This window comes from Paenibacillus rhizoryzae (assembly GCF_059686995.1).
In genome coordinates, this window is sequence record NZ_JCAALT010000007.1 from 224960 (window position 1) to 246986 (window position 22027).

The window sequence follows — 22027 nt, forward strand, 5'->3', positions numbered from 1 at the left end:
ACATGTAGCCGAAAATAGCCGCTTGGCCATTTAGTGCCGATGAGTTTTTGTTACGGTTTGTTCGTCTTGTTGTGCTCCTGCTTCTGCTTCTGCTTCTGCTTCTGCTTCTGCTTCTGCTTCTGCTTCTGCTTCTGCTTCTGCTTCTGCTTCTGCTTCAGCCTTAGCTCCAGCCGCTTCCGCTCCTACACTCACTTCCACTACCGTTTCCGTTGCATACGCACTAACTTCAACCTCTACCGCTAATTCGGTTCCTTCGTCCCTTTCAGATCCCACGCCATCCCCGTCGCTGCTGGCACTTTCAACCTCAACTCCGCACCACTCCGCCAACGTGAGCGCGATGATCTCGGCCGCTTCGAACATGGCAGCGAGCTCGATATGCTCGTTCGGGTAATGGGCCATCTGCGTTAGGCCGGGGCCGAACACAATGCACGGCGTATCGGCCAGAACTGTCAGCAGCCCGCCGTCCGTGCCCCACGGCGAAGCCTCCAATACTGCCGGTTGATTTGTCACCGACGTATATTGTTCCGCCACGATCCGCACCAATTCATGCGCCGGATCCACGCTTCCCGGCACCCACCGGGCGCCGAACCATTCGAGTTCCGGCGGTGCCGTGCGGAACCACTCGTCCTTCTCCTCGAGCAGCTCCAGCCAGTTGGCCATTTGCTCCTTGGCATGTTCAAGTGACTCCTCCGGCGCTACGCCCATGCGACCTTCCAATGTCACCGTGTCCGGCACGGAAGACGGCCAATTGCCGCCTTGAATCGTGCCGATATTAATCGGGATGGGGATCGGATTATCCGCAAAGAGCGGATCATGGATCCCCGCATTGCGCACCTGCTCAAGCTCCAGCACATGAGCGACCACGAGCATGCTTTTCTCAATCGCGCTGACGCCTTCATACCGTGTTCCCCCATGCGCGGCCCGACCCTTCACCACGATGCGGAACCACATAGACCCCTGCTGCTTCGGAAAAATCCGCATATTGGTCGGTTCCGGTATCAATGCCGCATCCGCCTTATACCCTTTCACAATCATCGCCAGCGTTCCGGCTCCACCGCTTTCTTCCTCGACGACGCTTTGAAAGATCACGTCGCCTTTCAGCGTAATACCCAAGCTTCTAATCGCTTGGATCGCAAGCAGCAGTGAGACATTGCCGCCTTTCATATCCGATGCCCCGCGCCCATACAGCTTCCCGTCCACGACTTCACCGCTATACGGCTGACTGCGCCACTGCGATCGATCGCCTTCCGGCACCACGTCCATATGACCGTTTAAGATGATTGAACGGCCGCCCCCGCTCCCCCGCATGATGCCCACGACATTCGGACTCCCCGCGAAACTTGTTCTCGGCGAATAGAAATAAGGATGCTTTTCCAGTAGGGCACCATCGGGCTCCCACAGATCCACATCCAGTTTCATCTCGAATAATTTGCCTGCAACGAGCAATTGCGCTTCCTGTTCATTGCCTTGCGTACTGGCGATTCGGACCAAGCTCTGCAGCAATCCAACGCCTTCCTCACGGTTCTGCAGCATCCATTCATGAATATGCGCCTTCAGGTTCATGCTGTCCGCCTCCTTCATCGGCTACGTGATGTAATCAACCTTATCGGGTATGAGGAGTGTGGCCTCGGTGCAGTTGATTACTTCCTCAATCGTGAAAGGAGACATCACTTCTTTCAGCACAAGGCCCTCATCCGTAACTTCCATGACCGCCATTTCCGTAATGATAAAATCGACACAGCGCTGCGCAGTGAGCGGCAGCTCGCATTGCTTCTTAATCTTCGGCTTGCCGTCGCGATTCAAATGGTTCATCACGGCAACGACGCGTTTGGCTTTCTGCGCCAGCTCCATCGCGCCGCCGATGCCAGCCGTCCGTTTACCCGGTACAATCCAATTGGCCAAATCCCCATGCTCGCTGACCTCCAGCGCCCCGAGCACCGTCATATCGATACAACCGCGGCGAATCATGGCAAAAGCGATCGCGCTATCGCAATAGGATGCGCCGATAGCCAGGGTTACCGGATAACCTCCCGCATTGCACAGAAATCCATCCTCCTCGCCACCTACGGGTGTCGGCCCCGTTCCTAAAATGCCGTTCTCCGCATGGAAGGTCACATGAACGCCTTCCGGTATAAAATCAGCCACTCTCGTCGGAATGCCGATCCCCAAATTAACGACCATGCCATCCTTTATTTCACGGGCGGCTCGCCTTGCGATCCGGTCACGGCTTGTTTCTCCCACACCCATTGCCAGTTCACTCCTTTCCCTGCAACGACGGCGTCAACAAAGATGCCCGGTGTCACAATACACTCCGGATCCAGCTCGCCTAACGGAACGATCTCATCGGCCTCCGCGATCGTCCGTGTGCCTGCCATCGCCACTAGCGGGTTGAAGTTGCGACCGCTTTTGTCATAGATTAGATTCCCATACACATCTGCCTTCAGAGCATGAACGATCGCAACATCCGCAGTGAGCGCCGGCTCGACCAGATAGGTTTTGCCGTCCACGATGACCTTCTCTTTGCCTATTTCCAAAGTAGTACCGATTCCCACATCAACGAGAATGCCGCCCAGTCCAACGCCGCCTGCCCTGATTTTCTCCGCCAACGTGCCTTGCGGATAGAAAACCACCTCCATCCGACCGTCCTCCATCATGCGACCGGCATTCGGATTAGAGCCGATATGCGAGGTGATGACTTTCCGAACACGGCCTTCTGTAACCAGACGACCGATACCAATCCACGGAAAGCCGGTATCGTTGCCGATCAGTGTGATGTCCCTTACGCCCTTATCCAAAATCGCCTCAACAAGCGTCGGAGGTGTTCCGATCCCGCCGAATCCGCCATACATGAGCGTACAGCCATCTACGATCCACTCAAGCGCCTCATCGATCGCGATCGTCTTCTGTTTCGTCATCAGACCATGACCTCCCCCATCACTTCGGCAACCGTTTCTTCAAGCAGTGAGGCTAGCAGGTCCATCTCTTCCGTTGTAATCACTAGAGGCGGGGCGATAATAACGGCATCTCCTTCACCGTTCACGCCTCCGGCCGCAGGATAGATAAGCAGCCCTTTGCTCTGCGCGCGCTCCACGATCCGCGTCGTTACACCAAGCGAAACAGGGTATACCCGCTTGCTCGCCCTATCGGCGACAAATTCCAACCCCAGCAGCAGCCCTCTGCCGCGAACATCGCCAATCATTGCACAATTAGACGCGATCCTCTCCAGTGCTTGCCGCAGATAGCTGCCCTTCTCCTCGGCGGCAACTACCAGTTGTTTGGCATCGATGTAATCAAGAACGGCCAGCGCCGTTGCCGCGGATTGCGGATTTGCGCTAAACGTATGGCCGGACATGACAATCTGTGAGCCGGCCAGAATCGGCTCCATGATCCGGTCCTTCACTAAGGTAGCCGCGATCGGCGTATACCCCGCACTAAGCCCTTTACCTAACGCGATCAAATCCGGCTCCACGCCCCAATGCTCCATGCCGAACATCGTCCCGGTGCGGGCAATGCCGGTCATCACCTCATCGGCGATGAACAGAATCTCGTATTTCTCGCAGATCGCTTTGATCCGTTCATAGTAACCGTCCGGGGGGACGACAGCACCACCGGCCGCTCCGATAATCGGCTCCGCGATGAATGCCGCAATATGGTCGGCGCCGATTCGCTTAATATTCGTCTCTAAGTCATCCGCGCACGATTGCCCGCAGCTCGGTGCCGACAACTGATACGGACACCGGTAACAATACGGTGCCGCTACTAGCGGCAGCTCCTCAAGCAGCGGAATAAACCGCCTTCTCCTCGTCACGTGACCGGACATCGACAATGCTCCAAGCGTGATGCCATGGTAGCTCATCCGTCTGGAAATGACTTTATTTTTGCCGAGTCGGCCTTGCTCCTGCCAATATTGAATGGCAATCTTCATCGCGGTTTCAGTTGCCTCTGAGCCGCTGTTCACGAAGAAGGACCAGTAATCATGACCCGGTGCCATGTCACCGAGTCGCTTCGCAAGCTGTTCCGCCGGTTCACTCGTAAATTGGGACCGATAAACGAAAGACACCTTCTGCGCTTGCGCCTGCATCGCATCGATCACCTCTTGCACCCCATGTCCGATCCCTGCTGTTACAGCGCCTGACGAGGCGTCCAAGTAAGCTTTTCCATGCTCATCGTACAGAAATACGCCTTTGCCATAGTCAATCATCGGATAGTGGGCACTTAGCAGCGGCTTGATCAAATGCTCCCGCGTCAATCGCTTCCCCTCCCATCTGCGTTTCTTCTCGCCCATACTTCATGCAATTTCGGTGCCAACTTGAGCAACGCGCCTACAATTTCATTAAACTGGCATTGATTTTGCATGCAATCCATGTAGAATAACGGAAACGGGATTGGAGGATCAGTCATCATGGAATCGAAGCCGAATGATAAGCCGTATTATGCAATGGAAACCGAGCAGGGAAGCAGCTTTACCCTTCTCTTATGCCGAGATGATTTCAACAAGCGGCTGCGGGTCGATGATTATTACTACGAGGACAATGTGGATGCACTGTGCAGCCGTCTCACGGAATTACTGGGCAATCCCTTGTATACGAAGCTGTTCGTAAAAGCGCGTGAGCAGGATATGCGATCCTTTATGGCCCGAGGGTATATGCTGGAGGGGATTTACAAGGGGTATTTCGATGGGCAAGATGCGTATTGCATGGCCAAATACACCAACCTTGCCAGACGCACGAGCGATCACTGGATCGAAGAGGATCACATTCTGGAGCAAGTGCTTGCCCTACAACCGAAGACGGAGAAAGAACCGTTAGCGGATTCGTTCTCCATCCGGAGTGCTGCTGCTCAGGATGCGCAGGAGCTTGCTTCCTTGTATGGGCAGATTTTCGAAACCTATCCGATTCCGATGAATGACCCCGCATACGTGGCTCATGTCATGGAAGAAGGTACTTCGTTTTATGTCGTAGAGCATGAGGGCCGGATCATCAGCGCTGCCTCCGCTGAAATCAACGCCACCTATCGCAATGCGGAACTCACGGACTGTCTGACGCTGCCCGCATACCGTGGACATGGTTTGATGCGACAGCTGCTTCATGTGCTGGAAGAGGATCTGCGGCAGCGGAATATTCGCTCTGCTTATTCGCTCTCGCGCGCATTGTCCTTCGGCATGAATGCCGCATTATTTCAGCTAGGCTACGACTACCAGGGTCGTCTGACGAAGAACTGCGATATTTACGATAAGTTCGAGGATATGAATTTGTGGTGCAAAATGCTCCCGGAGCACTAGTCACAGCCCTTGCTCCTTAGCGCGCTTACGTTTGAAGGAAGAGGCAATGCCGAGTTCCTCCCGATATTTGGCGACGGTTCGCCGGGAGATTGGAATGCCTTCCCCTTCAAGCAATGCCGCCAGCTGTTGGTCGGAATACGGCGCACTGCCCGCTTCCTGCTCCACCATCTCCCGCAGCTTCGCCTTTACGCGCTCCACTGTAGATGCATCTTCCTGCCCGCTGTTGAAGCCGGACGGAAAGAAGTAACCAAGCTCGTAAGTGCCCCATGGTGTCTGCGCATATTTTCCGGCGACCGCCCGGCTGACAGTGGATTCATGCAGGTCCACTTTCTCGGCGATTTGCCTGAGCACCATCGGTTTCAGGTGATCCATGCCTCCTCGAAAGAAAGCAGCTTGTTCTTCCACAATCGCCCGCGTTACCCGCAATAGGGTCAATCTGCGCTGCTCCAAGCACTTAAGCAGGAATGCAGCGGCACTTCGTTTAGCCAAGAAATAGCGGCTTGATTCATCCGATTGCCCCAGCTCCTTGGCGAACCCTTCATACTTCGTGTTCAGCCTCAGTCTAGGGGCTGCCGATTCTTGTACGGAAACGACAAATTGATCGCCGACCATGCGAATGAGCACATCCGGGATGATGTAATCTGCGTGTTTCGGCTGATAAGCAGCACCGGGTCTTGGATTCAGCGATTTAATGATTCCGATTGCCGACACGATCTCCTCATGCGAGGCATGCAGCAAGCGCGTTAATTTCTGAATGCGATAATCCGCAACCGCTTCCAGATGGGAAGTAATCAAAGTGATGACCAGTGGGCTGCAGCCCTCCGTCTTCTGTACTTGCAGCAGCAAACATTCTGCCAAATTTCTGGCACCCACCCCTGCGGGCTCCAAGCCCTGCACATAGCTTAACGCGCTTTCGAACTCAGCGGCCGAAATCTTCAGTTCTGCGGCAATTTGCTCCGGCGGGCAGTCCAAATAACCATTCGCGTCTAAATTTCCGATGATATAGTCGACCGCTTTCTTCATGGAAACCGGAATCTCCGAATCGAAACGCAGCTGTTCGTTCAAGTGTTCCTCCAGTGTCAGACCCTGATCTGCTGCGATGAAATCGAACGGAGCCGCGCTTCGCGGGCTTCGAGCCCAATCCACGCCTAGTCCGGCTCCTCCCTGTCCATCCAAAGCTTCCAGAAACGGATTCTCTTCAAGCTCATTCCTAATAAAATCAAGTAAATCCGAAGTTGGCAGCTGCAAAATTTTGATCGCTTGCTGCAGCTGCGGCGACATATGCATGTGGGACTTCTGCTGTTGATACATCCCGAACCCGTACCGGGAAGTCATAAGAATCACCTGCTTTGAGGGTGGATTCCTATAGTATATTCGGCATGGGCTAGGTCCGATTAATAATTACCGTTTTGATTTCCGTCATTTCATCGATGGCATATTTAACGCCTTCGCGTCCAAGACCGCTTTCTTTCACACCGCCATACGGCATTTGATCCACTCTGAATGTCGGGATATCGTTAATCATGACGCCTCCGACATGCAGCTTCTCCGCTGCATCGAGCGCCGTATGGATATTGTCCGTATAGATGCCGGCATGGAGACCGAATCTGGAATCATTAATAAGCTCGATCCCCTCCTCCACGTTCCGGATCCGATTAATGAGCACGATTGGAGCGAATACTTCCTCGCAGCATACTTTGGCTGCACGATCTACTTCCAGCAGCACGGTAGGATGCAGAATCTGAGCAGACGAAGTACCTCCTCCGCTAGCTATCACTGCCCCTTGCTGCACGGCTTCGTCAATCCATGAGAGTGCCCGGCCAACATCGCCCTGCGTGATCATCGCGGATAGATCCGTATCCGGGTCAAGCGGATCACCGACCTTCAGCTTTGCCGCTGCCGCGCAGAATTGAGCCACGAAGTCATCATAGCTGTCCGTATGCACATAAATGCGCTGCAAGGAAATACATACCTGGCCTTGATAGGAGAACGCACCGACTACGCAGCGCGGAATGATCTTGGACACATGGACCCCTTTATCGATAATTAAAGCGGAATTCGAGCCCAGCTCAAGCGCAACACGCTTCAATCCGGCGCGATTGCGAATGCCGATGCCCACTTTCGGGCTGCCTGTGAACGAGATCGCCTTGACTCTGTCGTCCTTCACGATGACATCCCCGATAACGGAACCGGAGCCTGTTACCACATTCAGCGCGCCGGCGGGAAGTCCCGCTTCCTCAAGCAATTCGGCTAAGAAGAAGGCGGATAGCGGCGTTTGCGATGCAGGCTTGAGCACAATTGTATTCCCGGACGCAATTGCAGGTCCTACTTTATGAGCCACTAGGTTCATTGGAAAATTAAACGGCGTAATCGCACCGATGACGCCGATCGGCTCTTTCATCGTATACGCGATTCGACCTTCGCCGCCCGGAGCGGCATCGAGCGGAATCATTTCTCCGCTCAACCGTTTCGCTTCTTCAGCGGCAAACTTATAGGTCTGAATCGTACGATCCACTTCAGCCTTCGCAGCTTTGAGCGGTTTAGCCGCCTCCATCGCGATAATACGGGCTGCCTCACCGGCACGCTCAGTCAGCAGGCGGCTTAATGTTTCCAAGATCGTTGCCCGTTTATGTGCGGGCAGCTTCGCCGTTACGCCCCTTGCCAAGTAGGCGGCTTCGATTGCATGCTCCGTTTCCTCTCGGTCTGCGAGAGGAATTTCAGCTAATGCTTCACCGGAGTAAGGCGCTGTCAACGTCGTATAGGACTTGGCCTCCAGCCACTGTCCACCTATATAGAGCTGCTTCTTGATCATCTGCCAAGCCTCCTTTATATGGTTGATAATTCCTGCGTATAGAGTTGTTCTATGATATCAGTTAGGATGTCCAGTCCCTCTTGCAGCTGTTCATCGGTTATGACCAGCGGCGTTAAGAAACGAACCACATTCCCATAGATGCCCGCACTAAGCAAGATGACACCCGCTTCATGAGACGCTTGAACAACCTTCGCTGTAAATTCCTTCATTGGCTTCTTAGTCGCAGGATCGATAAATTCAACGCCGCACATCGCACCTAAACCGCGCACTTCTGCAATGACAGGTACTCGTTCTTGTAGAGCCGCGAAGCAGTCAATGATTTGCTTCCCGATTTCCAGCGCGCGATCGCAGAGCTTCTCGCTCTGAATCTTCTCGATAACAGCAAGTGCCGCGACGCACCCAAGCGGACTGCCTCCGTAGGTACCGCCGATTTCCCCGGGAGAAGGGGCATCCATTATCTCTGCTCGGCCTGTAACGGCGCTCAGCGGTATCCCCGCAGCAAGTGATTTAGACATTGTAAGGAGATCGGGCTCTATGCCAAAATAGCTCGATGCAAACATCGTTCCCGTTCGTCCGAAGCCGGTCTGGATTTCATCACAAATAAACAGGATATGATGTTTTCGGCATAATTCAAAGATTCCCTGAACGAATGAAACGGGTGGAACGATGAAGCCCCCTTCGCCCTGCACCGGTTCCATAATGACAGCTGCCAGCTCTTCAGGGGCAGCTTCCGTCAAGAGAAAATCCTCGAACTGCGAGACACAGTGGGTGGCATGCTGCTCTTCCGTCATCCCCTCAGGTCTGTGCAGCGGATAGGGATACATCGCCTTATAAGTAGCAGGCGCAAAGGGACCCATACGATATTTATACGGCCGAACTTTGCTGGTTAGTGACATGCCAAGCAAGGTCCGCCCATGAAATCCGCGGGTAAAAGACACAATCCCCGGCTTCCCGGTAAATTTCCGCGCAATCTTAACCGCATTCTCAACCGCCTCTGCCCCGCTGTTCAGCAGAATGGTTTTCTTCGGATATCGCCCAGGCGTGATCTCCGCCAGCTTCTCCGCCAGTTGGACATAAGGTTCATACATGGCCACATGGAAGCTGGTGTGAATATACTTCGAAGCTTGATTCTGCACAGCATTTACTACCTCCGGCGGACAATGCCCGACATTTAGCGTCCCGATCGCACCGGCAAAATCAAGAAACACATTGCCGTCCACATCCGTCACCAGCGCGCCGCTGGCCTGCATGGCAAAGACCGGAGTCGTATTGCCAATGCCAAGCGGTACGAATTGCTTCCGCTTCGCCAGCAGCTCTTTCGCCTTTGGACCTGGGAATGGCTCCTGAACCGATACATAGTCTCTATGCTTCCTCATTAACGCGCTCCTTCCGCGCCTTACGCGCGAGGTGGTCTTCTGCTCTTCCTTCTGCTTGCTGAATGAGCAATTCTCATGCCAACCTCGGGCGAAAACAAGAAAAAGACGCCTCTTTCCGGGCGTCTGTTCCTTCTAGCTGCAATTGTATCGCCGCGTGGTTACCGAGGCACACTCATGTTGCGTAATTCTTCATGCCTAGCAATCACGTGATCCATTACACATCTGAATATAGCTGTTGCATAGGTAGCGTTTAGTCCGTGAGCTTCTGACAATTGAACGATTTTGACAAACTGCTGCGCTTCACGGTTCGCATCTTGAGCGTTCAAATTGTGGATCGCCTTATAGTTGCCCACTTCTTCCGTTAGTTGGAAGCGTTTAGCAAGCAGCGCAACCAGTTCATTATCAATGCTATCGATGTTTTGTCTGAGTTCACCCAATCTAGTAGTCATGTATTGTCTCTCCTTAGTCGCTTAGCAAGCGTCGCAGGTTCGCGGTTTCGCGCTTTGACGCTTTTTTGCAATAAAGCAATAATAGCTACTAGATTACCACAGATTGTATCGTTATGTAAGTGTAAAATGTTCGGAAATAACTCAATGAATGAGCCGAATCATCTGTACGACCGGCCTATTATCACCCGGAAGTACGGTTTCGGCAGCTTGCATCTGTGAGGACCCATCGCCATCGAGGAAAATACCGTCAGTCAGCTGGCCTTCTCCAATTTGCTCCATAATCGCCGCTCGAAAATCCGCCAGCGTCCCCTTTGTACTGCTAACGATTAAGTAAAGCATTCCCGAGTTGTCGTAAACGGCCGCGGTTCGGAGCCTCTCATCGTCCATGTTAGGCGCGTTCTCAAGCTGTGCTTTCATCAGCCATTCTTCGTCATGTCCAAGACTCATGCTGATTCCGCCTTGCGCCCAGAAATGGGCTCGGTCCATGACTTGCAGCTCAGAAACGTTGGATACCACCTGCACGCTCATTTGATTAGCGGCTTCATCCCATACGAGCGTGCCGCGCGGGTATTTCGCATTTTCCGATCCGGAGCCATATTGATTTAAGACGCCTGCCACGGGACTTCCATTCACAACTGCCATGCTGAGTAGAGCGGACTCATAGAAGAACCCGCCGTTAATGCCGTAATAATCGGATAACGTTATATTATTACGTATCGTTTCAAAGGTAATATTCGATGGCTGCGTTTGCAGCACATGGAGCTTGAAGCCATTCGATGCTTCCCGCTCGAAATAGTGATACTCATGCGCAGGGTATCGAACCACTCTCGGTGTGTGATGCGCATTTAACGCTTTCACCAGTAAGAGTAACATTCCGCCGAGAACCGCGAGGATTCCCAGCAGAATGGTTGAAGCTCGAATCATACGCCATCTGGTTGTCAATTGCAGGGCAGGTCACCTTCTCTTCACTTGCTCTATCTATAACTACACGAAATCCGACTTAGATCGTTTGAACGACAATATAGCCCCACACGCCGGCTGCCAACACGACTCCACTAAGTAGACACATAAAGAGAACGGATGTTTTCATTCTCTAACCCCCTCATTAGTCAAGCTGCACTTCACTTATACTGACTCCGTTGCGTATCAAAAGGTTGCACCCAGCATGATCTGCTTGAAATGCGAACTCTTTCCTGTCATGTTTATATAAGGAGAATGCGGTGCTTGTCTGGAAGGTATGCGGACAGCCGGTCATTTCATAAGGAGGAAACAGGAATGAATCATCCCATTGGCATGCAGACACCGGAAGGGATTCACATGCTGGAGCAGGTTAGGAGAGTTTGCGGCAGCCTTCCCGAAACAACGGAAATCATCGACGGACATGGCCATACTACATTTAAAGTGAAAGACTTATCCTTTATTATCATGAGCGATTATGGCATCACATTTAAGTCCGATCTGGAGAATCAAGAAATCATAGTGCAGCAGGAGCAGTTCTATATACCGAAGTATATCGGGCATCGCGGCTGGGTCGGTGTAAATTCACCAACAGACTGGGACCAAATGGGCATTCTGCTCAAGGAAGCCTATTTGCACGCTGCGCCGAAACGTCTGATTAAACAGCTCATGGAAGTGGACTAATCATTTAATCCTTTGCCGCTGAGAATGTGCTCCGTATATTTCTCAACCCGAGACACGCGTGTTTTGGATTGTTTAGGTTCGGAGAAATGAAGAAGGTACGCTCTTTGTCGTCCCGGTGTTAGCGCCTCGAAGGCTGCTTTCAATGCTGGGACTTCATCGAGTTTCGACTGAAATTCTTCAGGTACCGTATATTCGGTATTCTTCTTGTAAGTCACTTCCAAGCCGGATTTTTCGACTTCAATGGCTTCACGAATATAGGCTTTCAATGTAGCTTCCATGGCTACTATTTGCTGCACGCTGGTGAACCGAATCTGGCGCGCGGCTTGCACGTTCTCAGTTTGCTGAATGAGGATGCCTTCGGGATCCTTTAACAAAGCGCCTTTATGGAACAGCAGCGCGCAGTATTCTTTAAAGCCATGGATTAATACGATGTTTTTATCTTGGAAGGTGTAACAAGGATGCATCCACTTAAACTCTTCGGTCAGCTCGCAAGCAAGAACGATATTCCGTAATTCTTCGTACTCTTCTCGCCACTTCTTGGCACTGCTTATGAACACATCCGCTTTGTGATTCAATCTGCTATTAGCCATCTCCGTATACTCCTCGTCATCATATTGCAGGTATAGCACAAAGACACTCCGACAAGGAGTGCCTTACCGGTCGATTAACCATTCATTTTGCTGAAATCCATGTAGAGCACATTCCACTTATGTCCGTCCAGATCCGCGAATCCGGCGCCATACATCCAGCCCGCATCATGAGGTTTGCTATAAATCGTTCCGCCGGCCGCAGTGACCTTCACAAGCAGCTCGTCCACCTCTTCCTTGCTGTCAGCGCCGATTGAGAGCAAGACTTCCGATGCTTCACTGGCATTTGCGATGGGGCTGCTTGTAAATGTGCGGAACGTTTCTTCGGGGAACAGCATCACGACAACGTTTTTCTCGCCAATGATCAGTCCTGCTTTATCATCCTGACCTTCGAACTGTTTGTTTAACGTAAAACCAATTTCTTGAAAAAACGCACTTGACTTGCGGACATCCTTTACCGGCAGGTTGATCCAAATATCCTTCGGCATCAAATTAACTCCTCTATTGTTTAATCGAACAGTCCTCTTCGAATGAGATTGGCTGTTACCGGCTTCAATCCCAGCTCACGCGACCACATCGACAATTGACCGATATGATGAATTTCATGCGCAATGACATGCCGCATAATTTCACCGTATTTAAAGAGCTCTGTCTCGCCTTCATTATTCAGATCGGTTAGAAGCTTCTCTTCCAAGCTGTCGTTCCAGTCATATACGAAGGGGGCAATAGCTGCATGACATTGCTCCGAAAATGCTCTTATTTTCTGAATAGAAGCTAATTCCTCGAAAGGTGGTAACGGCGGTTCACCATTCCCTTGCAAGCCGTTAATCCAGCTAAATTCAACATCGATAATATGAAACAAGGTATAGAGAATACTGCCCATTCCGCCAATACGTTTCTTAAGCAATTCCTCTTCTGTTACATTCTCACACCATGCAAACCAGTCCTGGCGGACCTGCCAATTGTATTCAAACAGTTTCTGCATTTGAAGTCGCTCCTTCATGACCAGAATTTACTATAAACACTACAACCTCCTATTAATTCGCCAAAGTGTTCGTAAATCCTGTCTCCGGAAGCGAACATCATTGCCTGGGCTACTTGAAAATAAATAAGCCGCGACTTTGATCGCGGCTACTTACATTAAGTTAGACGAGGCAAATATCGTTCATGTACGACATTCATGTGATGCTGAGCATGTCCAAGGATGAAATACGCACCGGCTGCAGCCGACGTTTTCGTTTCATTGAGGATGCAGAATTGCTGGATCTCCGATTCTGTCAATCCATGAACCAGGGATGCAGAAGACGCTCGCACAGTGCGATACTCTTCGACTAAGTCAATTAGCGGCCGACGATCAAAGTTGGTTAAGCTCACATATACATCCGCATGTCTAGGCAATGGCGTCAAATCGCCCCTGCCGGCAACAAGAATCCGATACGTCATCAAACGCTCCGTATCAATAATATGGCCTATCACCTCTTTGAGGCTCCACTTGCCTTCCGCATAGCGATATAGACTTTGTTCCTCCGTCAGCGAACTGTACAACTCGCAAATTTGCTTACCTTGGTTCACAAGTAGTTGAAGGATGTCGCCTTCATCAACCGTTGCATAGTAATTGTCCCATACGGAATTATATTCTCCTGCTTTGGGTTTCGGTATGTACATGCTGATCACCTCATTGGCAAATTGGTAACAAGCCGTATTATATCAGCTTCCGCAGCGTTTGTATGGATTTTTTTGCCACTGCTGATTTCAGCCCACTGCCTTCCGTTTGTTGAACGACTCATTGACAGCAGTCAACTTCTTCAAATGCGGGACAAGCTCTTGCAACAGGTCCTTCTTTAATAACATAATGAAATCCAATTGCATGCCTACGTACCGATTACTCATTCTCATTTCGTTCGCACGTTCTTTGAATTGCTGCATGGTCTTATCAAGATTGGCCATCTCCACGGCGGCATCACGATTGGCTTCGAGTGAAATTTGATCGATTACCTGCGGCTTGCTTAACCAGTACCTCGAGCTTGTGCTATATACGGTTCTCCAGAGATCGGCTTCAAAAGCAAGAATCGCTACATCTTCCTGCTGCTGAGAGGTCATAATCAGGTTATTGACACGATGTCGAAGTTCCTGGTCCTGCTCTTTGAGATCCGCGGCCTGAATCAACAGCAGCAGTTGATTGGTCACTTGGCTGGCCTGTTCCTTGGCGAGATCGAGTACCTTCTGGTTATGTATGCGATCTTTCATATCATGGATAGCCGAGACTTCGGTCAAGGATTTCACAAGCGGCTGAAAAGAGTTTACGTTTGCAAGCATTTCCAAAAAATAATCATTTGTTTTCTCCTCATAGAGCGCCTGCATCTCTTGCTGCTCGTTATGCTGATTGGTCAACGCTCTAAACTGCAGGAAGACAGTGCAAGCCAGCACAATACAAAGCGTTAACCAACCATACTGGATAACCCTGGATTTATTGCTCCCCAATGATTCATCACCCCTATGTTAGTTTCAGTGGAAAACGCTTTTTTTACTCCTCGCTTATTAACAGAGCTATGCGGAGTGTGAAACTATGCAAAGAAAAAAGCGGACAGTTATTTCAACTGTCCACCCTCTGGCATCTAATGCATATTCAGTTCAGCTTTGACAGCCTTCGCGCTTTCTTCGCTTCTAGGCATACGGAGCTTGCCGAAGAAGATAGCCGCAACCAAACCGATCAAGACGACAACAATACCGATTACGAACACGGACGTGATCGCATCGCTCAGAATTCCTTGCAATGCTGCAAGCAGCTTATCGGGAATTTGTGCCTTCACCTCGGGCTGAAGCAGCGCTTGCGGATTAGCAAACTGGCTAAGCTTATCTGCCGGTATATCGGTGAAATCACCTTGAATATCTTTGATTCCGCTCGTCATGTTATTCGTCATGATGACGCCCATGATCGCAACACCAACGGTACCGCCGATGGAGCGCGTAAATTGCGTAGTAGAGGTCGCAACGCCGCGCAGGTCATGGCCAACCGCGCTTTGAGCTGCGATGGTGAGTACCGGCATAAGCGCCCCCATACCGAAGCCGATAATAATCATGTACAGAATCAGTTCTAGTCGGGTAGTATCTACATTCATTTGGGACATGAAGAAGTAACCGACCGTCATAATCGCCATAGCTGACATTACAATTGTACGGTAACTCAGCTTCTTGATCAGAATCCCGCCGATGATACTGGAGAGAATAAGCGATAGCATGAGCGGAGTGAGAATATAACCGGAATTCGATGCTGACGTGCCGATAACAGCTTGTGAATAGAGCGGAATGTACGTAATCGCGCCGAACATGCCCATCCCCATCATGAAACCAACAATACTGGATACCGAAATCGCCTGAAGCTTAAACAATTTAAGCGGAATAATCGGCTCCTTCACTTTGGATTCGATCCAAATGAAGATCAGAATGAGCAGCAGGCTCGCTCCGAACAAACCGAGAATTTGCGGCGAATCCCAAGCGTATTTCGTGATGCCGCCCTCGGACGGACCGCTACCGCCCATCTCAATGGCGAGCAAGAAGGCTACTACCGCACCAGTTAGTGCAGATGCTCCGCCCCAGTCGATCGATTTTTTCTCCGAGCTTTTGGATTCTTTCAGTGCCATGGATAGAATAATAGCTGCGAAAATACCGAAAGGAAGATTGATGTAGAAAATCCACTGCCAAGCAATATGGTCAACGATAAATCCGCCTACTGCAGGACCGACAACACTGGACAAGCCGAATACCGCGCCGAAAATACCTTGCATTTTACCGCGACGATCCGGCGGATAGATATCCCCGATAATGGTCATCGCGATCGGCATAAGCGCACCTGCACCGATACCTTGAATCGCACGGAAGATAATCAGTTCCGTCATATTGTGGGACAGACCGCAAAGCGCCGAACCTACGAGGAACAGCCCCATCCCGATCAAATAAACAAGCCTTCTGCCGAACAAATCGGCAAGCTTTCCGAATATCGGAACAGCCGTTGTTGAGGTTAGCATATAAATCGTAAATACCCAGCTATACAGGCTAAAACCGTCTAGCTCTGCAATAACATGCGGCATGGCCGTCGATACAATCGTTTGATCGAGCGATCCGAGCAGCAAGCCTAGCATAAGTCCCGTAACGATCCAGCGAAGCTGTCTTGGACTTAAATTTGTCATCGTACCACTTCCTTCTGTCATTTTTCCTCGAGTGCTTGCAATAGCAGCTTAAAAGCATCCGTGATAAGATCTACCTGTTCCTCTTCCAGCTGTCCGACTAAGCTAGTGAACCATTCCATCCTTTGGCTACGAATCTGCTCAACCGTTTCCTTGCCCTTCTCCGTTAAGCTTAATTGTACGACTCTGCGGTCATCCTCCGGTCTCGTCCGTTCAATGAGTCCGAGCGTAACAAGCTTATCCGTCAATCCCGTAGCAGCGCCTGATGTAATGCCGAGGAGCTTCACGACATCATTCACCCGGCAAATTTCCGTACGTCTTAAGTACATCAATACGAAAATATGCCCGTTCGCGAGGTTGAACGGATTTTCAATCAGCTTGATCTGATTCTTAGCTCTCTGCGCAAATCGTTCCATGAGGAGCTGAAGCTCAGCAAGTTTATTTCCGCCTGAATGTGTAATCATTCTCCCTCCACTCTGAACAATGCGTTACTTCCCTCAATCAGTTGCTTACCCATTCATTATCTTACTCAATAAGATATTAGGCCTTTAAGAAAATACTACACAATGACGGCTGTCGTCAATAGTTTTCATATAAAAATTTTTACATAACGTCTTGTGATTCAAACAAAAAAAGCCCGAACTCTCGCGTAGGTACACGAAAGCTCAGGCTTATCAACGAAAAGCTACTGGATGATGATGATTGCCGGAATCTTTATATTCGCAATGTAATTTGGAACAGCTCATGCAGCTCCTGTACGCTCCGCACATAATACTTCGGCGATTGTGCCCGTAACTCTTCTTCGCTTCCGTAGCCGTACTCTACTCCAATGGATGCAACTCCGTTACGATGGGCGCCGATCAAGTCATGCTTGCGGTCACCGATCATCACGGCCGATTCCGCGGTGAGTTGCTGCGATTGTAGAATATGAGCGATAATGTCACCTTTATCCGACATCGTACCATCGAGATTGCTTCCGCATACATAGTCGAAATAAGAGTCGATTTCAAAATGGCTTGAAATTTTCTCCGCAAACACAGTAGGTTTGGAAGTGGCGACAATTAAGGTTCTCTTCTGCTCCGCGAGCATGTCAAGCAGCTCTCGAATCCCGCCATATAACTCATTCTCATAGATGCCTTTATCGGCAAAATACTCGCGATAGCAATCCACCGCTGTTCGCGCTTCGGATGCCGAGAACCCATATCGTTCTTGAAAAGAATTCGCGAGCGGCGGCCCGATAAACGGCTCCAGCTGATCCAAGTCCGGCTCAATGATCTCATACTTGGCCAGCGCGTACTGCACCGCTCTGGTTATGCCTTGCTTCGGATCGGTAAGCGTTCCATCCAGATCGAACAATATGGCCTTATACATGATGAGTGCCGACTCTCCCTCGACTACAGTGTACTCGACGCCTCTGAAAGCACTTTGCCGAGCAATGGCAAATCAATCGGATCCCCTTCGCGAAACTTCATCCATCTTCGTTCCACAGGTCCTTCAAACTTCCCGCCTGACAGATCGAGGTTCGTCGTATTGAAAATCATGAATGTAACCGTATCTTTCGCCGTGCTAATTACGGCCGCGTATTTGCCATCCTTCAGAAAATGCGGCTTTTTATACTGGATACGCTCATCGATCGAAGGAACCGTTTGATGAACCAACTGACGCAGTTGATTACAAGCTTCCACCTGCCATGGCTGTTTCAATTCCTCGATAAAGCTGCTCACTTCTTGATTCATTGCCCTACGCCTCCTACAGCTATTCGGATACTTGCATTTTGCCTGTATACACCGTGCGAAATTTAATATAACTCGCGATACGCCAAGGAATGACGTAACCAACAGCGACTAGGATGAAAATAGCGCTTAGTTCATTCGGATCCAGATCAGATAAGTAGTCGCGCATGAAGAGACGAATGAGCAGCAAACCGACAAACGAGATCATGAACCCGATGCTCTTCTTCGCATAGATCTGGCCGTCTGATCGTACTTCATAATTCGTCGTCAGAATTAGCGGTATCGATAGCAGAAGTCCAGCACCAACTGCTGCAGCCAATTCGCTTGCCGGCAGCTTGAAATCCGGATTAAACAATAACGAGAAGGCTGGAAGTAGGAAAATAAGCGGAAGCAGCAGGCGTCTGCCATTTCCTTTAATAGGCCGATACATACTGTTCCTTCTGCGCCAGATGACTAAACCGGCAACGACGATCAGGATCGTGATGACTTGTGGATTCATTTCACGATTTCCGCCAATCGCTCTTGCAGATTCTCCGTACACAGGCCGCCATGATAGACAATGGCAGTGGCAATATCAAGCTCCTGGAACTTCTTAACGGACTCTATCGCTGTCGCCCAGTCCGGGGTGAAATTCGGAGCAGGCGGCATCAGTGCGCCTTCGTTAGCGGTCAGTGAGTCGCCGGTAACCAGCGTCTTGCTTGGAATATGATACAGCGCGATATGGTCCGGCGAATGTCCCGGCGTATAGATGACTTGCAAACCACCGGCAACCGGCAGCAGATCCCCGTCATTCAGAACAGTATCGACTTTAACTGGAGGCACCAATGTTTTGCTCTTCAGAAGCGGAAGCTCGCCGGCAATGTAAGGGACGCCTACTTCATGGGCAAGCACTTCCACACGACCCTCTAACAATTCCACAAGCTCCGGAAGCGAGCCGATGTGATCACGGTCTTGGTGTGTAATGATGATTTTGGTCAAATCCGCAATAGAGAAGCCTTCCTTCGCCATCGCTTCGCGAATCACTTCGACTTGTCCGGGGATTCCGGTATCCACGAGGATAAGCTCCTGCTCGTCCCACACAATAGCTGCATGGACAATGAAGTCATTCCCATTCGCCAACATGTTTAGCTGAAGCGCCTTAATTCCTGATTTCTCCATTGTTACTTGCCACTCCTCTCAACTTTGCAGCCTTGTAAACTCTACCTAATAATCGTACCATTTGTGCCGCATGAACAAAAGTCAGTTACTTTTACTTCACTAGTCTTTATTTCTTAGCCGCCATAAAATTCGTTTGCGCCGAACGAATCGTCTGCTTGTATTTGCCCGGCGTCATACCGAAAGTCTTCACGAACTGGCGGTTCAAATAGGCAGCGTCACCAAGACCGCATAGTTGCGCCAGCTGGCTGAGCGGCTCCTCCGTCGTCTCAAGCAGACGCTTCACTTTGTTCAGCCTCATCTGCCTCAGCATCTGCATCGGGTTAATGCCATAGGCTTCCTGGAAAGCTCGGTCAAAATAATTCGTATTCAAATGCACCTGCTCCGCGAGCATGTCGCGCGATAGCTTCATCGCCATATGGTCAGCCATATAACGAATGATAGGAAAGAACCTGTCATATTTCGCGGAATAGGCTTCGCTGCGGCCAATTCTTCCATGTGCTTCCCAGCTCTCGAGCAGCATCGCAGACAATCGAAGCATGTCAGCCGTGAGCGACACCTCGCGAAAGGATGAGCTGCTCTTCCAAGTACGAAGCAGCGATTGAAACACGTGACTATACGCGTCTCCATCGAGCAGCTTCACAACGGGCTGGACTTGATAGAGCTGGAACAGGTCTACGTTGTAGCTTGTTTGGATTTGAACCGAAACCCATTCATGTATGCCGGGTCGGTCCGCCCGTTCCGAGAACGGCAAAAAAGGAGGGTGCAGCATTACCCCTCCTTCACGTACCTCATGCTGTTCGCCATTCGTCGTTGTGATCACATGCCCTTGACGCACATGGCTGATGACCCAATTCGGATACATAATGCGCTGATGATTAAGCGTCTCGTATTTACCTTCATCCACCATGTAGACATTGACCCTGCCACTGATCGAAGCTTGTGCTTGTAAGCGATCTGGTTTCCACCGGTTCCCCCGCCAATCCTATCAGCTAGTATAGTTCTAGTTTACACCAGCTCATCTATGGTTTGGAAACGTTATTTCAACAGCTTCACGTCAACCTCATTACGAAGCGCGGCTTCATCGTCAGCTCCGATCCATGACCCATTGATCGAGAGTGCCGGTCCTCTTCTGCAGCCGACGCACTGATTCAAGCAGTGGCTGAGCGAGACATCGTGGCCCTCTTGAACGAGCTGGTCAAGCATGGCGCCATGACGATTCTCCTGCAAATTTCGCAAACAAACGACGATGACCGCACTCATTTGGTAATCAACGCTCTACCGTCTTGAGCGATAAGCGGCCCATTGTCGAACACTTTGCCGGTTACCGGATTCCTCGCACCTTCAACGGAATATTGAATGACATAGGCTTTGCGCGTATGGTCGCTTTGATTCGGCGTGCTGCGGTGGAAGAGAAGGGAATGGAAGATTACCATGCTGCCTTTAGGCAGTGGAACCGGTTGTCCCGGATCTTCTCCGAAATAACACTGCCAGCCCGTGTCCGTCTGCACATGCTCCACATAACCTTGAAGATGCGAGCTTGGCTGAATCCAGATACAGCCATTCTCGATCGTTGCATCATCGAGTGCCAGCCAGCACGTCATATAATGAACCGGATCAGTCGGCACATAGCCGTTATCCTGATGCCATGGGAAGTCTTTCTTCGCTTCCGGACGTTTGTAGACGGATTGATCCCAATACAGACGGATGTCCCCCCCTAGCACGCTAGTGGTCAGATCGACAAATCGCTGATCGCCGATAAATTGCTCGAGTTCCTCATTTCGTCTGGCCAAATTGCAGGTGAAATTGATTTGATTCGGAATATTGATAAAACCTTTGCCGCTCTGTTTCAGCGCCTCTTCGGCTTCTCCGTCAAATACGTCGATAATCGCTCGAATTCGGTCCATTTCTTCTGCTGTAAATAGGCGATCTAAGATGACATATCCCAACTCATGATACTGCTTCAACTGTTCCGCATTCAGCATGTTTCATTTCACTCCTCGATAGTGGATGAAGGTTGTTTTCTTTTAACCCAGTAACGTCGCGTATTTACTGGCATTTTGTTGATACGAATTAGCTCATGATACGAATATGATACGAATTGCTATTGACGTCGCATATGCGACCTGCTAATATTGATCTCAAGTCAGTCAGAGCGCTAGATGAAATCGAAGCTTTATGAGATCAAGGGGGCTCCGGCCCCTCCCCTAAACTATATTATAGGAGGAATTTACCAATGAGCAACTTATGGACAGTTATCCTTTCCGATGGAACGACACTAACGCGAGTATATGGATCAGAGGAGCGCTTCGCTCGCATGAACGTCCTATGTGACCTTAGAGAACTCCGCCGTACCGATCTTGAGATCGTGGGCTTAGAACGGAACGACGAACAGGAGGTGATCTGAGTGGAAAAATATGCTCGTATTCTTGATCGCGCTTTAACTCTTGACCCGAACCGGGCCGCCTCTGCTGTTGTTGAGAGCACAGGCTGGCGCTCGGATCGCTTCCGGGTCGACCTTCGATTCAATGACGGTGTGCATGGCAGCGTGTTGCTAGTATCCGGCATGGAGCTCGAAGACGCCGAAGAAGTTGCAGGACTGTTGAACGGAGGCTCGACTCGATGAACCCGCTCGACCTAGTAATCACAGTCCAAGAAGCTGCCGCGCTGCTGAGGGTAACGCCTCGGCAAGTGCAGCGCCTTTGTAAAGCCGGAAAGCTGGAATGCCGCGAGGCTGGCGGCGTATGGCTCATACTTAAATCATCCGTAAGCCCTTCCTAGCGAGGGGCTTTTTTTTGTTACGAATCGC

At 50.6% G+C, this 22027-nt stretch carries 27 protein-coding genes and 1 pseudogene; 5 read left to right on the forward strand and 23 right to left on the reverse strand.

Annotated elements, in window-relative coordinates; translation table 11 throughout:
- Nucleotides 1-294: 294 nt before the first annotated feature.
- The 4 genes and pseudogenes from AC6ESO_RS21630 to AC6ESO_RS21645 all read right to left on the reverse strand — a co-directional run.
- Nucleotides 295-1563, reverse strand: a pseudogene (locus AC6ESO_RS21630) (peptidase); the annotation flags it as partial.
- Nucleotides 1564-1584: 21 nt separating this feature from the next.
- On the reverse strand, nucleotides 1585-2247 hold the full coding sequence (locus AC6ESO_RS21635) for a 3-oxoacid CoA-transferase subunit B (RefSeq protein WP_497093198.1): 663 nt from the start codon (nucleotides 2245-2247) through the stop codon (nucleotides 1585-1587).
- A complete protein-coding gene (locus tag AC6ESO_RS21640) occupies nucleotides 2190-2915 on the reverse strand; it encodes a CoA transferase subunit A (protein WP_497093199.1) in 726 nt (241 codons plus the stop codon). Before AC6ESO_RS21640 ends, AC6ESO_RS21635 begins: the two co-directional genes overlap by 58 nt.
- Nucleotides 2915-4249 carry an aspartate aminotransferase family protein gene (locus tag AC6ESO_RS21645; RefSeq protein ID WP_497093200.1) on the reverse strand — a complete coding sequence of 445 codons (1335 nt, stop codon included), beginning with the start codon at nucleotides 4247-4249 and terminating at the stop codon, nucleotides 2915-2917. The genes AC6ESO_RS21640 and AC6ESO_RS21645 overlap by 1 nt, the downstream gene beginning before the upstream one ends.
- Nucleotides 4250-4402: 153 nt before the next feature.
- On the opposite strand from AC6ESO_RS21645, the gene ablB reads away from it, so the two are divergent.
- Nucleotides 4403-5281 carry a putative beta-lysine N-acetyltransferase gene (ablB, locus tag AC6ESO_RS21650; RefSeq protein WP_497093201.1) on the forward strand — a complete coding sequence of 293 codons (879 nt, stop codon included), beginning with the start codon at nucleotides 4403-4405 and terminating at the stop codon, nucleotides 5279-5281.
- On the opposite strand, the gene rpoN is transcribed toward ablB, so the two are convergent.
- From rpoN to AC6ESO_RS21675, 5 genes are all read right to left on the reverse strand, one after another.
- Complete coding sequence (gene rpoN, locus AC6ESO_RS21655; RefSeq protein WP_497093202.1) at nucleotides 5282-6616, reverse strand: RNA polymerase factor sigma-54; 1335 nt, start codon at nucleotides 6614-6616, stop codon at nucleotides 5282-5284.
- 49 nt (nucleotides 6617-6665) lie between these two features.
- Complete coding sequence (locus AC6ESO_RS21660) at nucleotides 6666-8093, reverse strand: aldehyde dehydrogenase family protein (protein WP_497093203.1); 1428 nt, start codon at nucleotides 8091-8093, stop codon at nucleotides 6666-6668.
- A gap of 14 nt (nucleotides 8094-8107) precedes the next feature.
- Entirely contained in the window at nucleotides 8108-9469 is a 1362-nt protein-coding gene (gene gabT / locus AC6ESO_RS21665) for a 4-aminobutyrate--2-oxoglutarate transaminase (protein WP_497093204.1), read from the reverse strand.
- A gap of 158 nt (nucleotides 9470-9627) precedes the next feature.
- Nucleotides 9628-9918 (reverse strand): chorismate mutase, encoded by a 291-nt coding sequence (locus AC6ESO_RS21670; RefSeq protein WP_497093205.1) that lies wholly within the window; start codon nucleotides 9916-9918, stop codon nucleotides 9628-9630.
- A 141-nt stretch (nucleotides 9919-10059) separates the two neighbouring features.
- Nucleotides 10060-10860 (reverse strand): phosphodiester glycosidase family protein, encoded by an 801-nt coding sequence (locus tag AC6ESO_RS21675; RefSeq protein ID WP_497093206.1) that lies wholly within the window; start codon nucleotides 10858-10860, stop codon nucleotides 10060-10062.
- Nucleotides 10861-11193: 333 nt separating this feature from the next.
- On the opposite strand from AC6ESO_RS21675, the gene AC6ESO_RS21680 reads away from it, so the two are divergent.
- Entirely contained in the window at nucleotides 11194-11559 is a 366-nt protein-coding gene (locus AC6ESO_RS21680) for an MmcQ/YjbR family DNA-binding protein (RefSeq protein WP_497093207.1), read from the forward strand.
- Here AC6ESO_RS21680 and AC6ESO_RS21685 read toward each other — a convergent pair.
- The 14 genes from AC6ESO_RS21685 to AC6ESO_RS21750 all read right to left on the reverse strand — a co-directional run bounded on the left by AC6ESO_RS21685 (nucleotide 11556) and on the right by AC6ESO_RS21750 (nucleotide 21203).
- A complete protein-coding gene (locus tag AC6ESO_RS21685) occupies nucleotides 11556-12149 on the reverse strand; it encodes a YdeI/OmpD-associated family protein (protein WP_497093208.1) in 594 nt (197 codons plus the stop codon). The genes AC6ESO_RS21680 and AC6ESO_RS21685 overlap by 4 nt on opposite strands.
- A gap of 74 nt (nucleotides 12150-12223) precedes the next feature.
- Nucleotides 12224-12634, reverse strand: coding sequence for a VOC family protein (locus AC6ESO_RS21690; protein WP_494819894.1), 411 nt, complete (start codon nucleotides 12632-12634; stop codon nucleotides 12224-12226).
- Nucleotides 12635-12654: 20 nt separating this feature from the next.
- The gene (locus AC6ESO_RS21695) at nucleotides 12655-13131 is read right to left on the reverse strand and encodes a DinB family protein (RefSeq protein WP_497093209.1); all 477 of its coding nucleotides are present in this window, start codon (nucleotides 13129-13131) and stop codon (nucleotides 12655-12657) included.
- Between the two features lie 155 nt (nucleotides 13132-13286).
- The gene (locus AC6ESO_RS21700) at nucleotides 13287-13811 is read right to left on the reverse strand and encodes a DinB family protein (protein ID WP_497093210.1); all 525 of its coding nucleotides are present in this window, start codon (nucleotides 13809-13811) and stop codon (nucleotides 13287-13289) included.
- An 87-nt stretch (nucleotides 13812-13898) separates the two neighbouring features.
- A complete protein-coding gene (locus tag AC6ESO_RS21705) occupies nucleotides 13899-14627 on the reverse strand; it encodes a hypothetical protein (RefSeq protein WP_497093211.1) in 729 nt (242 codons plus the stop codon).
- Between the two features lie 134 nt (nucleotides 14628-14761).
- On the reverse strand, nucleotides 14762-16333 hold the full coding sequence (locus tag AC6ESO_RS21710; protein ID WP_497093212.1) for an MDR family MFS transporter: 1572 nt from the start codon (nucleotides 16331-16333) through the stop codon (nucleotides 14762-14764).
- Between the two features lie 17 nt (nucleotides 16334-16350).
- A complete protein-coding gene (locus AC6ESO_RS21715) occupies nucleotides 16351-16794 on the reverse strand; it encodes a MarR family winged helix-turn-helix transcriptional regulator (RefSeq protein ID WP_497093213.1) in 444 nt (147 codons plus the stop codon).
- Between the two features lie 250 nt (nucleotides 16795-17044).
- Nucleotides 17045-17701, reverse strand: a complete 657-nt coding sequence (locus tag AC6ESO_RS21720) for an HAD family hydrolase (protein WP_497093214.1) — start codon at nucleotides 17699-17701, stop codon at nucleotides 17045-17047.
- 23 nt (nucleotides 17702-17724) lie between these two features.
- Complete coding sequence (locus tag AC6ESO_RS21725; RefSeq protein WP_494819901.1) at nucleotides 17725-18066, reverse strand: DUF1801 domain-containing protein; 342 nt, start codon at nucleotides 18064-18066, stop codon at nucleotides 17725-17727.
- Between the two features lie 19 nt (nucleotides 18067-18085).
- A complete protein-coding gene (locus AC6ESO_RS21730) occupies nucleotides 18086-18562 on the reverse strand; it encodes a CcdC family protein (RefSeq protein WP_497093215.1) in 477 nt (158 codons plus the stop codon).
- Nucleotides 18559-19221: an MBL fold metallo-hydrolase gene (locus AC6ESO_RS21735; protein ID WP_497093216.1), complete on the reverse strand. Its 663-nt coding sequence runs from the start codon at nucleotides 19219-19221 to the stop codon at nucleotides 18559-18561. Before AC6ESO_RS21735 ends, AC6ESO_RS21730 begins: the two co-directional genes overlap by 4 nt.
- A gap of 106 nt (nucleotides 19222-19327) precedes the next feature.
- The gene (locus AC6ESO_RS21740) at nucleotides 19328-20128 is read right to left on the reverse strand and encodes an AraC family transcriptional regulator (protein ID WP_497093217.1); all 801 of its coding nucleotides are present in this window, start codon (nucleotides 20126-20128) and stop codon (nucleotides 19328-19330) included.
- Nucleotides 20129-20256: 128 nt separating this feature from the next.
- On the reverse strand, nucleotides 20257-20481 hold the full coding sequence (locus AC6ESO_RS21745; RefSeq protein ID WP_497093218.1) for a hypothetical protein: 225 nt from the start codon (nucleotides 20479-20481) through the stop codon (nucleotides 20257-20259).
- A complete protein-coding gene (locus tag AC6ESO_RS21750; protein ID WP_497093219.1) occupies nucleotides 20478-21203 on the reverse strand; it encodes a phytanoyl-CoA dioxygenase family protein in 726 nt (241 codons plus the stop codon). Before AC6ESO_RS21750 ends, AC6ESO_RS21745 begins: the two co-directional genes overlap by 4 nt.
- 251 nt (nucleotides 21204-21454) lie before the next feature.
- On the opposite strand from AC6ESO_RS21750, the gene AC6ESO_RS21755 reads away from it, so the two are divergent.
- Genes AC6ESO_RS21755 through AC6ESO_RS21765 form a run of 3 tightly spaced genes read left to right on the forward strand, consistent with a single transcriptional unit; the run spans nucleotide 21455 to nucleotide 21999 of the window.
- Complete coding sequence (locus AC6ESO_RS21755; RefSeq protein WP_497093220.1) at nucleotides 21455-21625, forward strand: hypothetical protein; 171 nt, start codon at nucleotides 21455-21457, stop codon at nucleotides 21623-21625.
- Nucleotides 21626-21844: a hypothetical protein gene (locus tag AC6ESO_RS21760; protein WP_497093221.1), complete on the forward strand. Its 219-nt coding sequence runs from the start codon at nucleotides 21626-21628 to the stop codon at nucleotides 21842-21844.
- Complete coding sequence (locus AC6ESO_RS21765) at nucleotides 21841-21999, forward strand: helix-turn-helix domain-containing protein (protein WP_497093222.1); 159 nt, start codon at nucleotides 21841-21843, stop codon at nucleotides 21997-21999. Before AC6ESO_RS21760 ends, AC6ESO_RS21765 begins: the two co-directional genes overlap by 4 nt.
- Nucleotides 22000-22027: the final 28 nt, after the last annotated feature.

Excerpts from the sequence above, each read along its gene's own strand:
- AC6ESO_RS21750 (WP_497093219.1), bottom strand. The coding sequence starts at position 21,203 with ATGCTGAATGCGGAACAGTTGAAGCAGTATCATGAGTTGGGATATGTC.
- AC6ESO_RS21765 (WP_497093222.1), top strand. The coding sequence starts at position 21,841 with ATGAACCCGCTCGACCTAGTAATCACAGTCCAAGAAGCTGCCGCGCTG.
- AC6ESO_RS21635 (WP_497093198.1), bottom strand. The coding sequence starts at position 2,247 with ATGGGTGTGGGAGAAACAAGCCGTGACCGGATCGCAAGGCGAGCCGCC.
- ablB (WP_497093201.1), top strand. The coding sequence starts at position 4,403 with ATGGAATCGAAGCCGAATGATAAGCCGTATTATGCAATGGAAACCGAG.
- AC6ESO_RS21680 (WP_497093207.1), top strand. The coding sequence starts at position 11,194 with ATGAATCATCCCATTGGCATGCAGACACCGGAAGGGATTCACATGCTG.
- AC6ESO_RS21735 (WP_497093216.1), bottom strand. The coding sequence starts at position 19,221 with ATGGAGAAATCAGGAATTAAGGCGCTTCAGCTAAACATGTTGGCGAAT.
- AC6ESO_RS21745 (WP_497093218.1), bottom strand. The coding sequence starts at position 20,481 with ATGAGTGCGGTCATCGTCGTTTGTTTGCGAAATTTGCAGGAGAATCGT.
- rpoN (WP_497093202.1), bottom strand. The coding sequence starts at position 6,616 with ATGACTTCCCGGTACGGGTTCGGGATGTATCAACAGCAGAAGTCCCAC.
- AC6ESO_RS21700 (WP_497093210.1), bottom strand. The coding sequence starts at position 13,811 with ATGTACATACCGAAACCCAAAGCAGGAGAATATAATTCCGTATGGGAC.
- AC6ESO_RS21695 (WP_497093209.1), bottom strand. The coding sequence starts at position 13,131 with ATGCAGAAACTGTTTGAATACAATTGGCAGGTCCGCCAGGACTGGTTT.
- AC6ESO_RS21720 (WP_497093214.1), bottom strand. The coding sequence starts at position 17,701 with ATGTATAAGGCCATATTGTTCGATCTGGATGGAACGCTTACCGATCCG.
- AC6ESO_RS21640 (WP_497093199.1), bottom strand. The coding sequence starts at position 2,915 with ATGACGAAACAGAAGACGATCGCGATCGATGAGGCGCTTGAGTGGATC.
- AC6ESO_RS21755 (WP_497093220.1), top strand. The coding sequence starts at position 21,455 with ATGAGCAACTTATGGACAGTTATCCTTTCCGATGGAACGACACTAACG.
- AC6ESO_RS21670 (WP_497093205.1), bottom strand. The coding sequence starts at position 9,918 with ATGACTACTAGATTGGGTGAACTCAGACAAAACATCGATAGCATTGAT.
- AC6ESO_RS21660 (WP_497093203.1), bottom strand. The coding sequence starts at position 8,093 with ATGATCAAGAAGCAGCTCTATATAGGTGGACAGTGGCTGGAGGCCAAG.
- AC6ESO_RS21710 (WP_497093212.1), bottom strand. The coding sequence starts at position 16,333 with ATGACAAATTTAAGTCCAAGACAGCTTCGCTGGATCGTTACGGGACTT.
- AC6ESO_RS21725 (WP_494819901.1), bottom strand. The coding sequence starts at position 18,066 with ATGAATCAAGAAGTGAGCAGCTTTATCGAGGAATTGAAACAGCCATGG.
- AC6ESO_RS21740 (WP_497093217.1), bottom strand. The coding sequence starts at position 20,128 with ATGGTGGATGAAGGTAAATACGAGACGCTTAATCATCAGCGCATTATG.
- gabT (WP_497093204.1), bottom strand. The coding sequence starts at position 9,469 with ATGAGGAAGCATAGAGACTATGTATCGGTTCAGGAGCCATTCCCAGGT.
- AC6ESO_RS21715 (WP_497093213.1), bottom strand. The coding sequence starts at position 16,794 with ATGATTACACATTCAGGCGGAAATAAACTTGCTGAGCTTCAGCTCCTC.
- AC6ESO_RS21730 (WP_497093215.1), bottom strand. The coding sequence starts at position 18,562 with ATGAATCCACAAGTCATCACGATCCTGATCGTCGTTGCCGGTTTAGTC.
- AC6ESO_RS21690 (WP_494819894.1), bottom strand. The coding sequence starts at position 12,634 with ATGCCGAAGGATATTTGGATCAACCTGCCGGTAAAGGATGTCCGCAAG.
- AC6ESO_RS21685 (WP_497093208.1), bottom strand. The coding sequence starts at position 12,149 with ATGGCTAATAGCAGATTGAATCACAAAGCGGATGTGTTCATAAGCAGT.